Annotated in this window: 11 protein-coding genes; 5 read left to right on the top strand and 6 right to left on the bottom strand. The window is 55.6% G+C overall.

Annotated elements, in window-relative coordinates:
- Positions 1 to 12: 12 nt before the first annotated feature.
- Positions 13 to 897 (bottom strand): helix-turn-helix transcriptional regulator, encoded by an 885-nt coding sequence (locus BM395_RS18255; protein ID WP_090514583.1) that lies wholly within the window; start codon positions 895 to 897, stop codon positions 13 to 15.
- Between the two features lie 165 nt (positions 898 to 1,062).
- Between BM395_RS18255 and BM395_RS18250 the strand changes: the two genes are divergently transcribed.
- The 4 genes from BM395_RS18250 (at position 1,063) to BM395_RS18230 (ending at position 7,095) form a co-directional block, all read left to right on the top strand.
- Positions 1,063 to 2,742: an NUDIX hydrolase gene (locus BM395_RS18250; RefSeq protein ID WP_212633034.1), complete on the top strand. Its 1,680-nt coding sequence runs from the start codon at positions 1,063 to 1,065 to the stop codon at positions 2,740 to 2,742.
- 58 nt (positions 2,743 to 2,800) lie between these two features.
- Complete coding sequence (locus BM395_RS18245; RefSeq protein WP_090514581.1) at positions 2,801 to 5,335, top strand: McrB family protein; 2,535 nt, start codon at positions 2,801 to 2,803, stop codon at positions 5,333 to 5,335.
- Between the two features lie 11 nt (positions 5,336 to 5,346).
- Complete coding sequence (locus BM395_RS18240) at positions 5,347 to 6,657, top strand: McrC family protein (RefSeq protein ID WP_090514579.1); 1,311 nt, start codon at positions 5,347 to 5,349, stop codon at positions 6,655 to 6,657.
- Positions 6,658 to 6,885: 228 nt separating this feature from the next.
- The gene (locus BM395_RS18230) at positions 6,886 to 7,095 is read left to right on the top strand and encodes a hypothetical protein (RefSeq protein WP_090514573.1); all 210 of its coding nucleotides are present in this window, start codon (positions 6,886 to 6,888) and stop codon (positions 7,093 to 7,095) included.
- Between the two features lie 74 nt (positions 7,096 to 7,169).
- On the opposite strand, the gene BM395_RS18225 is transcribed toward BM395_RS18230, so the two are convergent.
- A complete protein-coding gene (locus BM395_RS18225) occupies positions 7,170 to 8,141 on the bottom strand; it encodes an inovirus-type Gp2 protein (RefSeq protein WP_090514570.1) in 972 nt (323 codons plus the stop codon).
- A 318-nt stretch (positions 8,142 to 8,459) separates the two neighbouring features.
- Entirely contained in the window at positions 8,460 to 8,690 is a 231-nt protein-coding gene (locus tag BM395_RS18220) for a helix-turn-helix transcriptional regulator (protein ID WP_090514567.1), read from the bottom strand.
- Positions 8,691 to 10,292: 1,602 nt separating this feature from the next.
- On the opposite strand from BM395_RS18220, the gene BM395_RS18210 reads away from it, so the two are divergent.
- On the top strand, positions 10,293 to 10,967 hold the full coding sequence (locus BM395_RS18210) for a hypothetical protein (RefSeq protein ID WP_045633485.1): 675 nt from the start codon (positions 10,293 to 10,295) through the stop codon (positions 10,965 to 10,967).
- Positions 10,968 to 11,338: 371 nt separating this feature from the next.
- Here the strand turns inward: BM395_RS18210 and BM395_RS23635 are convergent, their stop codons facing one another.
- The 3 genes from BM395_RS23635 to BM395_RS18195 all read right to left on the bottom strand — a co-directional run bounded on the left by BM395_RS23635 (position 11,339) and on the right by BM395_RS18195 (position 14,829).
- Complete coding sequence (locus BM395_RS23635; protein WP_090514559.1) at positions 11,339 to 11,551, bottom strand: type II toxin-antitoxin system RelE/ParE family toxin; 213 nt, start codon at positions 11,549 to 11,551, stop codon at positions 11,339 to 11,341.
- 68 nt (positions 11,552 to 11,619) lie between these two features.
- The gene (locus BM395_RS18200) at positions 11,620 to 11,892 is read right to left on the bottom strand and encodes a CopG family ribbon-helix-helix protein (RefSeq protein WP_090514557.1); all 273 of its coding nucleotides are present in this window, start codon (positions 11,890 to 11,892) and stop codon (positions 11,620 to 11,622) included.
- Positions 11,893 to 12,303: 411 nt separating this feature from the next.
- Positions 12,304 to 14,829 (bottom strand): fused MFS/spermidine synthase, encoded by a 2,526-nt coding sequence (locus BM395_RS18195; RefSeq protein WP_425287641.1) that lies wholly within the window; start codon positions 14,827 to 14,829, stop codon positions 12,304 to 12,306.
- Positions 14,830 to 14,836: the final 7 nt, after the last annotated feature.

Raw genomic sequence — 14,836 nt, 5'->3', positions numbered from 1 at the left:
TAATTCGTTCGCTCAGGCCGCTCGGTAACCGGGCGCCAGCACCGCTGTTTCCACGCCGTAGAGCAGCAGGGGGTCTTTCAGCCAGAGGCGGTACTCTGGATCACGCAGCCGATGATCCGGCGAACAATCGACGCTCCATTTGCGCAGTACGTAACCCGCCGTAGCCCCGCGCAGCCTCAGGCGCAGCACACCGTCTTGCATGGCGTAATCCATGGCGGTGATATCCGGATACGGCTGGTCGGGGTGCGGCACCAGTTCGACCTCCACTATCCGGCTCCACTGGACATCCTGCTCCGGCCGCTCGTGCTCGGCGACGGGAGACTCTATGAGCAGCTTCGGCCGCTTGATGCGCGTGACCACGAAATCCCGAAACGCACCGCGCTTGCGGTCATAGCCGCGCACGTGCCAGCGCAAGCCCGTGTCGATGAGGGCAAACGGCACGATCTCCCGCTGGGTCTTGCCGCTGCCTATGGAGTAGTACTCCACACGCAGAGGGCAGCGGTGGTAAATGGCACGCGTCACGATACCCAGCGCGTCCAGATCCGGCTGAGCAAGGCGCCCGGACGTTACGCATGAGATTCCCGGCGCACTGCTTGCCGGCTCACCATCACCAAAACCCTCTGCCAGCCAGGCCAGAACCCGGTCAGCGGAGAAGGTGAAGATCGGCCGGAACTCCTTGGTCGGCGTGTAGATTTTGCTGCTGCGGTCATAGGCCAGGTTATTGCCGGCGAGCTCACGATAGGCGGCGAGGTCACGGGTAGCAGCCGCCGTTTGAATGCCGAAGCGCTGAATCAGGTCCTGCCGTCCTATCTCCCCCACGAATCGCAGGCGCAACTCCAGGTAGGCCAGCCGATCGCGCTGGGCTTGCGTTAGTTGCGAGAGAGCTGCAGTGGTCATGGTGGACTAGTCGCGGTTAAAACCTGGACAGCATAAATTGCGATCACAACGCCCGCAATTAAAAATCACGAACGTACCATTTACAGATCATTTTGATTCGTAATAGCCTAAGGCAATCGTCGGGCGCCAACTGCCCGACCCACAAACTCAGGGACGGGCAGGCACATGTGGCTGTTTACCAAATTCGGTTTCTTTTCCGTTGTAAAGAAAGGCACCAACGATGACCTGACCATTCGCAGCCGCACACGCAGCGACCTGGACCGTCTTCGCAATCACTATCTGCCTTCGCTCTCTGCCTCCCGAGCCCATGAGGGCACTGACTACCCCTGGCGAGCCACGGCGTCTGCTTCCGCCCTGGCGGAGGCGATGAGCGCCATTGCGCAGGACATTGACTATGCAAATTTCAAAGACGAAGTAGCGCTTAGCCTTGGGAAAGATCGCGCCAAACGCTACGGCAGAGTCTGGTCGGCGCTCTACGATATGTCGGATGATCTCAGCGAACCCCATCCGGAAGGCTTCGAGGGCCTCCCCTGGCAACAAAGCGCCAGCACCGGTAAAGCCGTGGCCTATGGCGGTGTGGTGATTGATCCCAATGGCTACCTGCTGATGCGCGAGGTGAAAAACCACTTCGATGGCTATGTGTGGACATTTGCCAAAGGCCGCCAGGATAAAGGGGAAAGCCCAAGGCAGACCGCACAGCGCGAAGTCCGTGAAGAAATGGGCATTGAGGCCACCATTCTCTCAGCCATACCCGGTGAATTTGCTGGCGGCACCACGATTAACCGTTTCTTCCTGATGCTGACAGACCGTGGAGCACCAGATCTCACGTTTGGCAACCGGGAAACCGAACGCCTCTGCTGGGCAACCCCAGATGAAGCCAAGTCGCTGATCGCCCAAACAACCAACAGCAAGGGGCAGCAGCGCGACCTTACCATCCTTCAGGCCGCACTGGCCTTGCTGCCTGCCGCGCCGCCTCTGAAACGCGCCATAGCTCGACGGGCCGATTGGAAAAGCCGATTCATGCCGGCCACCCGAATCTCCTTGCCACTAGAGACTCGCTACTCGCCTCAAGAGATGGCCACAATCATCGGTGGCTTCGTGCCGGCTGTAATGGAGGAGAAGTGGTTCATCTTCTACGAAGATGGCGTGTTGCATTGCCACCGCAGCTGGACGGGGATCTGCATTTTCCGGGTTCACTTCAAGCCCTGTGACAGCGAATGGCAGGCCTGGCAGGTCGAAATCAACCGACACCCTGGACAATACACAGCAATCGATGAACGCGAGGATCTGGCGCTACTCAACTCGCTCATCGAACACCTACTGATCCATGGCCCAGTAGAACCGACAGTCGATGGCTTTGCTCAGGCGCTGCTGCAGTCGACTCAGCCTGGCTACCTGGGGTCACCGCAGGTCGTTGGCGACCTGCTGCAAGAGCTATTTATCACCGTCGTCGAGCAGCGCAAGGGCGCAATAAAAAAGGGAGCATCGCTCGCGGTGATCAAAAAGCTTTCCGTGATCTTTTCTGAGGACACGGAAGGCTATATCCGCATGCCTGGATGGCACAGCGAGCAGCAACTCGGCAAGGCATTGGTGCATTGCTGCAATCTCGATGAGGGTTATTGCGAAGGCGAGAACCTCTACTGCTTGGTCGCGGAGGGATTAGCTGCACTACAGCTGAAGATTGGCGAGCTACTCAGCGGCTTTGAAGCAGATCACAACGCACAATGGGAGCGAGACGCCCTACCCCAGCTCAACGAATTGCATCGCTTTGCTACAGCGGTAATGCTCGGTAGCAACAGCGTGTCCCATCCAAATCTTACGCTCAGGGACTTTATCTGGAAATAATCGAACGCATGCCCCTTGCTACCAAGCTTGCCAACAGCACACATAAGGCGATTACTCGATGAGTGACCTCCCAAAAAAATACGCCCTATGGGATGAGTTTCTAACGGTTTGGCCGGCCTCCCGACTGGCTACCATGACGTTGGATGAATACAGCCAGGCAGGGTCGAAGGACAGCTTCACCTACTGGATCGAATCGCGGCTCGATGAGCTCGGTAGCATCTGGGGAGGCTCGTCGTTCAAGTTCGGCGTGTTCTCGCGCAAGGACACTGAAGACAAGGGTTCGGACACTAAGCTTTCCTATTCGGAAACGCACGGCTGGTATTCATCGCTTGGCACATCAGCCGACGCTGCTTTCGACAAAGTCCGGAGTTTCGTAGCGCAGGTGGCGGACTGGGCCGCCATAGGTGATCTGGACGCCATCGAGTCCTTTGAGCATCTGGGCGAGGCTTTTAAATGGAAGATTGCCTTCCACTACCAGGACCGGAAGGCGCCAGTGATCGTCGATATTTTCAAGCGTGCGCCCCTGGCAGTGTTTGTTGGCGGTACCGCAAGTCAGCGCATGGCCACGCTGCAGAAGGCCACACTGGCCAAACGCCCAAGCGACCTTGGCATTCTGGAGTTCGGGCAGCAGGTGTGGGAGGCGTGGAGCCAGAAGAATCTGGCCATCTGGAAGCTATCGCACGGACTAAACGACTTTTCTGCCGAAGAGCGCAGGCAGTACCTGCAGGAAGAGCTGGGCGTGATGCATAGCGATACCGCGAAGGGCCAGGCCGAGAGTTTCCAGAAGGCGCCAGCCGGCAGCTTGTTCTACTTGTGCCACGGAAATGAAAGTCTTCAACTGGTCGGACAGTTCATCTCTGATCCTGCACCATGCTTGAAAGGGGATGGTTGGCTACAGCGCCGCTACAGGGTGTTGAAGCACGGCATCAAGCATGGTGGCTTTCAAGGCAGCCAGAAAGGCTGGACGCCCAACTACCGCTCCACCTTCAAACAAGTGCCCGCTCACGATCTGCCGGAGTTCGAGAGTGATTTACTCAAGCCGTTTTTCGGCACCGATTTAGCTGAACTGGCCGCATTGGCCGGTGACCCCATCGAGGATGTCAGCCCCCTCGCCGCAATCCAGTCATTGCCCCCAACCTCTCAGGTAAAGCATGTGGCCAGCAAACCCGTCGCAATCTGCTCCAACCGCATCTACTACGGGCCGCCCGGAACAGGCAAAACCTTCACGCTGATGCAGCTACTCAAGCACGACTACGAGGAGCAGGTGGCCTCGGTCAATGCAGATGAATGGCGGGCTCAGATTATTGCTGAAAAGATTGCACCGCTGACCTGGTGGGAAGGTGCGGCCGCTGCGCTATATGACCTGGGGGGCAAAGCCAAAGTACCAGAGCTAGCAGGACACCCCTTCATCAAAGCCATCGCTAGCGCAAAAGGTCGTACCAGCGGCATAAAGCAGACACTCTGGGGCACACTTCAGCACCATACGGTTCTGGAGTCAGCAACGGTCAACACGAAACTTCGTCTGGAACCTGCCATTTTTGATAAGTCGTCAGACTCGGTGTGGCAATTTGCGGGAGCCTCTCAAGACATCTGCTCGGACATCTTCACGCTTGTCGACAAGATCAAGCAGGGCCCCGTCCCCGATACAGGCGAACAACTGCAACGCCATAGCTTCGTCACCTTCCACCAGTCTTACGGATACGAGGAATTCGTTGAGGGCTTGCGACCAGTACTCGCGGACGATCCGATTGATGGCGACGCTGAAACGGGCCAAGTGGCTTACAGGATCAAAGACGGAGCATTCAAGGAGCTCTGCCGCCGTGCACGCAACACACCTGACAAGCGTTTCGCGATGGTCATCGACGAGATCAACCGCGGCAATATCAGTAAGATTTTCGGCGAGCTGATCACGCTGATCGAGGCCGACAAGCGAGACCCACTCGATGGGACTCCACCGCCGACTGAAGTGATCCTTGCATACTCAGGAAAGCCTTTTTCAGTGCCAGCCAACATAGACATCATCGGCACGATGAACACTGCGGATCGTTCACTGGCTCTGCTGGATACTGCACTGCGCCGCCGTTTTGATTTCGTACCGCTGCTACCCGACACTCGCGCAACTAAATCACCTGATGAACCACACAGCGCGCCGCTGGCGGGTTTGATAGTAACCACGGGAGCAGGCGCGATCGACGTGCGCCGGATGCTGGAACGTATCAATGAGCGAATCGAAGCGCTTTACGACCGTGATCATTGCATCGGTCACGCCTACTTCACTCATTTGTGGAGCAAGACGGATGGCCCGGACAGATTCGACGCACTGGCCGACACGTTCCGCAATCGAGTTCTTCCCCTATTGGAGGAGTACTTCTTCGAGGAATGGCGCAAGATTCGCTTAGTTCTAGGCGACAACCAGAAACCCGACGCCGCCCAATTTATTACAGAGAATGACTCACATGAGCAGGATCTGAGCACTCTCTTTGGGAGCGATCACGGATTGGATAGCTATACCACCAAGCGCCGCTACCTATCGCAGTCCTCGGCTTACAGCGAACCAGCCGCCTATTTCGGCATTTACCAAACCTCGACCTGACAGGTACGGAAATGGCGGGCATTACGATTTTCGAGTTTGACGCCATGGCGGTTTTGCCGTCCGGCTCGCACGATATGGTTGGGTTGCACAGGATCTCTGCCGATGTTTTTGCCTGGCTGGAGACCCAGGCATTACGCAACGCAGAAGCGGGCGAGTCGACCTGGCTGCGCCTGACTCAACGGCACGGCCGAAGGGCCATACAGGTTAAAAGCTTCGTGGGCGTGATTCGCTGCCCCGACGGCTTCCAGATTGAAGTGCTGCCTAAGCTGGGTAAAGCCAATGGCGAAGCAGATGCGCGACAGCTGCTAATCGAGATGCTGTGTTGCCTCGGTAGTTTTCGCCACATCCAAACCAATAGTGCCCAGTTACAAGCTCGCCGGATGCCTTTGCTGGAGGTGTTCATCGCTGAGTTTCTGCGAGCAGTAGATCACACCGTGAAGCGAGGCCTGCGCAGCGATTACCGCGCCCAGCAAGACAATCTGTTCGCTCTGCGCGGCAAGCTGAATATGGCACAGCATCTTCGTCTCAACCTATGCCGTCGTGACCGGTTCTATACCGAGTTCGACGAGTTTTCGCTCAACAGACCGGAAAACCGCCTACTGCATACAACCCTAAAGCGCGTATTGAAGTGGACTGCCTCGCAAGCAAACCAGCAGCTAGCACGAGAGCTGTGTTTCGTTTTCGCCGAAATTCCCACATCCGACCAGATCAACGCGGACTTTGGTCGGATACGGCCAGATCGAGGGATGGCTCATTACGACGCAGCAATGGCTTGGGCCCGACTGATTCTGCTAGATGAGTCACCCCTCACTGGTACGGGCCAACATTCCGCGCCGTCCCTGCTCTTTCCGATGGAAGCGGTCTTTGAGGCTTTTGTCGCGAAACATCTTGCCCGACAACTCAACTCAGGTCACGACCTGCGCCCCCAAACACGCAGCCTGAGGCTTGTACGACATAAAGAGCAGGACTGGTTTCAGCTCAAGCCTGATCTGCTGGTACAAACTGCCAAAACCAATCGCTTGGTGCTCGACACCAAGTGGAAGCTGGTTGATGAGCGGAAAGCCAATAGCAAGGAAAAGTACGGCTTGAATCAAAGCGACTTCTACCAGCTACATGCTTACGGCCAGAGCTATCTCGACGGAAAAGGCGATGTGATCCTGATCTATCCCAAGACCGAAACCTTCGGCCAGCCCCTGACAGTATTTAGCTTCCCTAAGTCCCCCGACCTGCGCTTGTGGGTTCTACCGTTCTGCCTGAGCACTAGACAGATGCACTTACCGCAATGCGGCAGCCTCGCTCCGTTTTTCTCATCGGTCACCTGAGCAGTCATAACTTAAACAACCGGGTGCCCCCATGATCCGTCACTACCTTGCCGGCCTGCTGCTTGGCTTCACAGCCACAGCAAACGCAGCTGATACCTCCAGCTGTTACGCAATTTCTGAGGCTGATGCTAGGAACTACTGCCTGGCTCTCGCGCACAATGACCCCGGTCGCTGCTATGCGATTCAAGACTCTGCGATGCGCAGCCGTTGCCTGGCTGAGGCCAGGCAATGAGCACCGACGAAATCAGAGAGCTTCTGCTAGACCTGCAAAGGCTCGCTTTGGAGACGGAGCAAGCAGAGCAGGCGATTCTGCGCAAAGCCAAGGAGCGTCTGAGCCAACTGCCTGAGGCACCATCCAGCGAAACTGAAAGGCGTCTGCTTCGAGGGGTGTTATATCGAGCGGAATCGGCACTAGGGCTGAAAAATCAGATCGAGTAGGACACTTCCAGGGCGCATGACTGCGCCATGCAATACATTCAGTGCCCGTAGATTCCCTGGTTCAGCAGCACGAATTATCGCCGACGAACACGGTTCAGAGCCCCCTTACGCAGGCAGCGTGCTCCCGCAGGCTTCAAGCGCAGGTGCTGATCGTCCTTGACCAGGTACTTCATCGCGAAGTGCGTACGAGACCGTTTGGACTGATCATCCCTCTGGATCAGACCGATACCGCATTCGTCACCATACCCCTCCTTGTTGTGGTTGCAGCTGTGGGCATAACCCTGACCACGAGTGACCGCCTCCCACAGCTCGCTGATCTCAATCGCCTTCCAGACATCCCGGCACACCTGGTTGCCATTGAAGAAGTAGGCTGCATGGATGTGGTATCCCCTACCATCATTCCGATCCCCTTGCTCCACTGAGTACGTGTAGCCGATCAGGTGCTCGAAAGTCAGGTGACGGCTGTGCTCGTAGATCAGATCATCCAGGTGATCAAAGACTCGCTCGACTCGAAGTCTGGCCTGAGCTTCAGGTCGGTAATACAGATCCAGTCTGATGACCGTTGTGCGGGAGTACAGGCTCATCACAGCATCCGTGTACGCCTCCATTTCCCTCGCCTGCTGCTTGGCCAGCTCTCGTCGATCCCCTGGCCTGCGTCGATACCGTTGCTGACGAGTCAACTCACGGATCCGCTCGGTCAGGACGTTCATGCTCTGCTGATGACTTAGCCAGTAGGTACCCGTCTCACTCATGCAGACAGGGCCATTGGGTGAGCGCTGAAGGCTGATGTCATCACAGGCTTCCCGGAACGCTTGCAGGTGCTCACTGTAGTCGTACGGCACTCGATCATCGAACAGATTGCACATCTGCTGCACGTGGGTGAAGTGCTGGGAGAGCCTGGTCTTTTCGACCTGCTCATAGCCTGAGCGTTTATGCGTGATCCGGAATGCGGGTGTATCGCTGTGTTCGATAGCCTGGACGAGTGATTCGATCTTCAGGGCTATGTCGGACTGGGAAAGGTGGGTGTTGTGCTTGCGGTTGTTCATGGCTGAGTACCTGGTTGGTTGTTGGTGCATACCAGGTACGTGGTCTGTTTCTTTTTACTGGTCTTCTTTCCCTCTGGTGTAGTCAGTGGTGATGAGTAGTGATGGATAGGTAGTGTTGGTAGTTAATGGCTATATCAATAGATGCAGCCCTGACCAGAGCCGACCCTCCCGAGCAGGCCGAGCAATGGGGAGCAACATTGCCAAGCCTGTCGAGAGATTTGCCGCATTGAGCTTTGGGAGAGTTAGCTGAGAGCCCAAAGCTGTTCGAGTCGGCATAAACGCCATGACCAGCCGTAGCCGGTCATGGCGCTGCTGGTTCTAGCTGGCCACACTCAGATGGTCGATGGGGCGTGTGGAAGTTCCCTCAGCCAGATCGCGCTCCTCGATCTTGGCCAGAATCCAATCAAAGACCTCGCTTTCGACAAATCCGACCGACCTATCGCCTAATGAGACCGGCGACGGAAACCTGCCTTCCCCGATGTACTTGTACAGAGTCGACCGAGACAGGCCAGTTGTATCGATTACCTCTTTCAATCGCATGATTCGCATGAGCAGGCTCCTCTGTATGGCTCAGAGGATCTGCAGGAGCAGTAAAAAAACACTTGCCCATTGGCAGCTACGCTAGGCCTTAGTTAACAGCCCAGCGCCACAGCGCAACGCTAAATCAAGGTCATCCTCACGTCCGTAGTGGTCGACACGTCCATCGTACTTATCCCAGACAACGAGGCAGGTTACTGCACTCCGTGGCGCGGGATAGACAACCAATGAAGTGATGGTGAGTCCATCCTTTCTGTCCGGAGCTGGAATAAGCCTTACTAGCTGCGGTCTATACCCTTGCCATACCTTCCATCGAAGCAGTCTCCTGTGGAGGCTATCTGCCCACTCGCATGCTGCCGCGTGAAAATTTTCTTGCATCTCGGCCCAGTAATACCCCTTATCTTTCGCAGAGCTACCGACCCAGAGGTCGCCCAAGTCGTTAGCAATATCGGCGGCTACGGCAGCTGTTACCTCACTATGAGTCTCATCCGACTCCGCCCAAACGGCTGATAGCAAGCGCGATGTATGACCTGCGAGCTTGTGGTACAGCATCTCCAGGGCAGCCGGCCCTATTGCCTTCAAAGCCCCAGTCGAAGGTATGCCCGTTGCGAGCCTGTCGAATTTCCCGGGCCCTTGGGCAACATGCACTACTAGCCCACACGCTCCTCGCGCTGCACAAAGCTGCGGATGATCAAGGTTCAGGTAGTAAATCGTAGGGACCTTCGCACCGACAAAAATGCCACTCGATACCCCGGGCACATGAGCCCGGATGAACCCAAGACTGATCAGGCGCCTCACCTGATGCTTGAGCGAGAGAGCATTCAAACCAGTCATTGCCCGCAACCTCGCTTCGCCAACGCCAGTCGCAACGCCACAGTGATCAGCAAAACTCAAAAGTGCCGCCAACATCACGCGCGTTGACGCAGCCAAGCGCCCTTTGGCTCCAGGAGCTGCTGGGCGACCATCCTTTCGAGTCAGCTTTCGAGCAGGCTTGTCGTCCTCCTCGCAGGCGTCTCCCATACCTGCGGAAAATGGCCCGAGTGCATAAATCTCAGGCTCGCTAAACAGCCGCACAATCAGATCCCGATGGACTGCTTCGCCCTGCCCAGCCTGAGTAACTAGATCGCATAGCAATTGCGACGATTCATATTCCTGCACTGGGCGACCTACCTGATCCGCCCGCCGCCTGCTCACTAACAGGCCGACATCTGCAAGCTCCTGCGCCGCCTCCCTGACCAGCCGCTCTGTCAAACAGAGCTGCTTAGCGACCGTTTTTACTTTGAAGGATGTCGACAAGAACGTTGACTCGCGGCAAACCAGGGCTTGCAGCAAGAATCTTGCATCAGCTCCTATTTTCAAATCTTCAAAAAAAACCATATTGCAGCAGCCATGCCGAAGGATATACCCTATATTTTTATCACGTTTTATAGACTATAAAATAAAATTTCAACTTCATGTAACATCATCACGTCACAACTCATGTGATCAGTCGTGAAATAACTAATGAAACATGTTCATGTAACAAGATTGACATCCAGCAACAGAGGCAGTTATCCATAGGCAGCAGAAGACCCTCCTCGCAGGGCCAGGCTTACTTGGAAGAGGACGACAAAAGTGAGTGAAACTGGAGCAGCGCCCAGTTGGTTTAACGAGCTGAACGGCGAGGAACGGGCATGGGCAACGAACTACCTAGTTGAGCGTATGCCTCGCGAGGCTCTCGCGGGACTTGCCTTTGAAGTCCGGGTAAACCCAGCTCTGCTGATCCAAAGTATCCGCAAGCTTGAGACGATGGCTGAGGGGGTGAAGCTCATCGGCAGAGCGAGAAACAATCTCAGGCAAAAGCGGTACAGGGCATCGGCAAAAGGGAGGGCCACATGCTCTTTCACCTTGCCGCGCGACACCAAGGCCAAGCTAAAGGGCCTGGCAAAAAGCGCTGGAACTACCGAAACAGCGATCATAGAAAGCCTGATCGAAGAAGCTCAGCAATCGAGCCAAGATCGGAAAGAGGAAAAGCGGCGCTGGGCTCTGGAGAAAACAATCACCCGCAACTCAAGCAAGCTTGCGCAAGAGCTGAACAAAATCAGACTCGACGCGACCACGAGACACCTAGACACCTGCTTGAAACGACTGTCAGGCTGGCAGGTATATCTTAACGAGCAGGCACCCGAGCTTTCCTCTGAGCAGGAGTCCGAAGCTAACAAGATTGCCGAGAAGCGAATGCGCGAGATCCAGGAGGCAATCAGGGCCATCGTAGCGAAGCATGAAATGATGAGCCCAAGGAACATCTGAGATCACCTCCCCAGGCAGCGGCCCACCTCAGTGTGGGTCAAAGTATGGGTCTATATGACCTTTAAAATAAAAATTATTTAAAATCAAAGATATACAAGACAAGAAAGCCGGCCACAAGCCGGCTTTTTTAATGCCTACAGATTTCTACAAAATCCACCGAACCTATACATAGCAAGGCTTTCAGCCTAATACCTGTCCATCAACAACTATCCAAAACTGGCCCCATCCAGCATAAAAGTGTGGGGACAGAAGCTGGAAGCGCAGCATTGTCTGATGGGCAAAGTCGGCCGTGATCGGCTATTTGATATCTTTCGAGTCAGCCAGCAACTGGATCGGCGCATTAGACATTGCGTCCAATGTTCGGTGCTTGCTCAGTAACCGACCTCTTTCTGATGCCGAAAGGCCAATACATAAACAGCATCATCCTCGCGCTCATGCCGATAGAGCGCCACATAACCCGAATCACCGAACTCGATAATGAGCTCACGTAACTCCGGCAGTTCTGAAAGTGGGCGACCTACTTCCGGGCCACCTTCCAAACGAGCAAATTGCCGCTCAATCGCTTGGGCCGCTCGCTGTGCTATCTATGGGCCTTTGTCGACAAGAAACTAACGATAGCGCGTTAGCCCTTGGGCAGCACCTTCAGTGATGATCAATCGTGGCACTCAGGAAGCTCCGACTCAGCCTCAGTACCCCAGGTATTGAGCCAGGCCCGAGCCTCTTGGCCAGTCAGATGAAGTCCCGTTTTCTGGTAGGCTGCCCACGACGCCAAGGCTTCCCACTTGAAGCCCTCGCGAGCTTCTTCCCGATCGACATACTGCGCTTTCGCTTCGCGCATAATCCAGTGGGATGAACGTTGACGAAGAGCAGCCAAGTGCTGAATGCGGTTTTTCAGCTCGTCATCAATTTTGATAAAAGTTGCCATAACCGAATCCTCGTTATCTAACGGAGTTACCTCTTGATGAGATATCAGTCACCCTGCTCATCTGTCCATGAGTCCAGAAGACAGCCGATGCCACGCAGAATAGATGCCGGATGATGGAACAAAAAACATATGAAAAAATATCCCATATGAATCTACAACTTTGAATTCATTGAGCGCAGTCATCACGCCTGCTTCTTAATGACTTCAGAAAACCCAAGCGCCCGCAGACCACAGAGAGAGTGGGAACTACACCCTCGAACTCTACCCAAGCACATACAAAAAAACCAAGAATCCCGCGCCAAGGCCTGGGTTGCTGAGGCATAGCCGCGGGATAGTTACAACTAAATCACCTAGATCACCAATGCTTTACCATTAGTGACCTACGTGACTCGCGCATACCGATACCCGGCGCTAGGGCAATCCGAGAAACCAGCGGTAGTACGGATTTTCGCCATCGGTGTAAATGAGGTCTTTTACATCGCGTGCCCAGCCGGGGCGATCGTTGTTATAGGCTTTAAGGCCGGCGGAGTAGAACAGTTGCAAGCGTTCCCACTCGTTATCGACCTCAGCTGAGTAGGCCGCTGTACTGCCCTCCAGCGGAGGCGGGCTGCGCAGCGCGAGTATGGTCGGAAGCACGCGGGTGATTTCCTTGGGGCGCACCCAGCCGGTGTATTCAATACGCGGATGGTTATCCGTTACCGGTTTTGCATCAGCGGCGTAGCGTGCGAGGCCATCGCGATCGGTTACCCACGTCGCCAGCAGCGCTGCCGGGGAATCGATACCGATTTCGCGCAATGTCTTAATCACCTTGGGTTGTTTGAAGCGCTGCTGAATCATCGGCACATTGAGGTGCATTTCGTCGAGCGAGCCGATCATCAGCATCTCGTGAAACTCTGTCGTCCACAGCGACGCATGAGGGAACACGTCGATGAAGCTGCGCACCAGCGACTGACTGTCTTCGTTGTTCTGGGTTGGCAGTGGCAACCACTGCGCGACCAAGCCACCCGGCTGCAGACGGCTGGCAGCCAGTTCATAGAAGTCACGAGAATATAAGTTAACCACGCCCGCGGCAGAAGGGGGTGGCGGCTCGAGGGTGATCAGATCGTATGGATCGGTATTTCTGAGTAACTCGCGGCGACCATCGCGAAGACGAATATCGAGCCGTGTGCCGAGGGCAGCGTCGTAGTTGCCTTTGAACAAGGGCGCGGCTTCCAGCACACCAGGTAAAAGCTCAGCCACTACCGGTTTTGTCAGCCCGTCGTAACGCAGCATCGCCCCGGCAGTGATACCAGTTCCGAAACCAATGACCAACGCCGAAGTGGGTTGCTTGTTGTGAATCAGTAAGGGCAGCAGTGCTTGCATGCGCATGTAACGCAGCGACGGCATTGCATCACCAGTGTTCGATACGCCTTGAACATACAGACGATTGAATTTGCGCTCATCGCGCCCTTGGCTGACTACTGCCACGGTATTGCCGCGGCCTTCCTGATAAAACAGTATTTCGCCATTGCGTGCACCGGGCAGCAGTTCGGCCAGCTTTTGCGGCGGTGTTACAACAGCGCAAACAACGGTGAACAAGCCAATGCACTGGATTGTGCGGCGCATGACGACGCTTACACCGGAGCCAAACCAGGCGGCAATACAACCCACGGCGCAGGCGGTTAGCGCGAGCACGCCGAGTGTGTGCACCAACCCGATTGCGGGGATCAACACCAGCCCGGTCAAGCCCACGCCGAATATTGCGCCCAAGGTATTGAGCGCGACCACGGCGCCGACATCACGCCCCACATGCGCCTTATTCACAGAAAGACGCAACGCCAACGGAAATGCTGCGCCCAGAATGGTGGTTGGTAAAAATACGACGCACAGAGCGGCCATGGCGAAGCGTGCGCACATGCCTGCGAGTTCGTTGCCGGTTAGATACAGCACATAGAATTCGACCTGGCTTTGAGCGAATATCAGCCAGCGGCCGAGGCCTGCGATTTGCAGCAGGGCAAGTAGCCCTGCCAAAGAAATCAAAACGCCAAACAAGCCCCAAGGGTCACGGATACGGTCCGCACGGCGCGCATAGATTGCGCTGCCGATTGCCAACCCTAATAAGTATGTGGCGAGCACTATCGCGAACGCAAAGGCACGAGTGCTCATGAATGGCACTATCGATTGCGTCCAGACAATTTCATAACCCAGCGCAACACCGCCTGCGATGCAATAGAGCCAAATTGCCAGGCGTGCCTGTGCAGTGGCCGGTATTCGCTTAAAAGCGCCCGCTTCTGGCAGAGACTTGTCGGCCTGACTCACCAGCATGGCCACAATGCCCGCTATCGCATTGAATATGGCGGCGGCGACTGCGCTGCCAATCACACCAAACTGCGCAATCAACACGAATGCAGCTAACAACGTACCGATGATGGCGCCGCCGGTATTGGCCGCATAAAGCCGCCCGCCTGCCTCGCCAAATCGGCCATCTTGCGGTGATAAGGCGCGCATCAATACCGGTAAGGTTCCTCCCATCAAGAACGCAGGGATCCCCACCAGCGCAAATGGCAGCAGCCAGGCGAATAGCCCTACGCTGCTTTCGAGGCGGGCAAACAGCCCTGCCGATTGCGCCAATAAAATCGTCGCACCTAAGCCAAACACAGCTACCGACAACTCAAGGGCCGCGTAGAGTTTTAATGGCCGTTTCAGGCGATCCGCAAAACGACCGAAAACCAGCCCGCCCAATGCAAGCCCGGCAAAGAACGCACTGATTGCAGTGGTGACGGCGTAAACCTCCACACCGACGATCAATGAAAGCTGTTTGACCCAAAGCACCTGATAGACAAGCGCTGATGCGCCCGAAATAAAGAGCAGAGCAGCAGCAAGAGGCATCGAGACAGGGTTGGGCTTACGGATGGAACCGGCGGAGGAATCGTGGGATGAACGTGCGGCTGACGACATCTGAATG

The organism is Pseudomonas marincola (assembly GCF_900116605.1).
GTDB lineage: Bacteria > Pseudomonadota > Gammaproteobacteria > Pseudomonadales > Pseudomonadaceae > Aquipseudomonas > Aquipseudomonas marincola.
The sequence above is the reverse complement of the archived record's forward strand: the minus strand, read 5'-3'. Positions and strand labels throughout refer to the sequence as shown.

What these genes read in the sequence shown, in the direction of transcription:
- BM395_RS18255 (WP_090514583.1), bottom strand. Translation starts at nt 897, where the DNA reads ATGACCACTGCAGCTCTCTCGCAACTAACGCAAGCCCAGCGCGATCGG.
- BM395_RS18250 (WP_212633034.1), top strand. Translation starts at nt 1,063, where the DNA reads ATGTGGCTGTTTACCAAATTCGGTTTCTTTTCCGTTGTAAAGAAAGGC.
- BM395_RS18245 (WP_090514581.1), top strand. Translation starts at nt 2,801, where the DNA reads ATGAGTGACCTCCCAAAAAAATACGCCCTATGGGATGAGTTTCTAACG.
- BM395_RS18240 (WP_090514579.1), top strand. Translation starts at nt 5,347, where the DNA reads ATGGCGGGCATTACGATTTTCGAGTTTGACGCCATGGCGGTTTTGCCG.
- BM395_RS18230 (WP_090514573.1), top strand. Translation starts at nt 6,886, where the DNA reads ATGAGCACCGACGAAATCAGAGAGCTTCTGCTAGACCTGCAAAGGCTC.
- BM395_RS18225 (WP_090514570.1), bottom strand. Translation starts at nt 8,141, where the DNA reads ATGAACAACCGCAAGCACAACACCCACCTTTCCCAGTCCGACATAGCC.
- BM395_RS18220 (WP_090514567.1), bottom strand. Translation starts at nt 8,690, where the DNA reads ATGCGAATCATGCGATTGAAAGAGGTAATCGATACAACTGGCCTGTCT.
- BM395_RS18200 (WP_090514557.1), bottom strand. Translation starts at nt 11,892, where the DNA reads ATGGCAACTTTTATCAAAATTGATGACGAGCTGAAAAACCGCATTCAG.
- BM395_RS18195 (WP_425287641.1), bottom strand. Translation starts at nt 14,829, where the DNA reads ATGTCGTCAGCCGCACGTTCATCCCACGATTCCTCCGCCGGTTCCATC.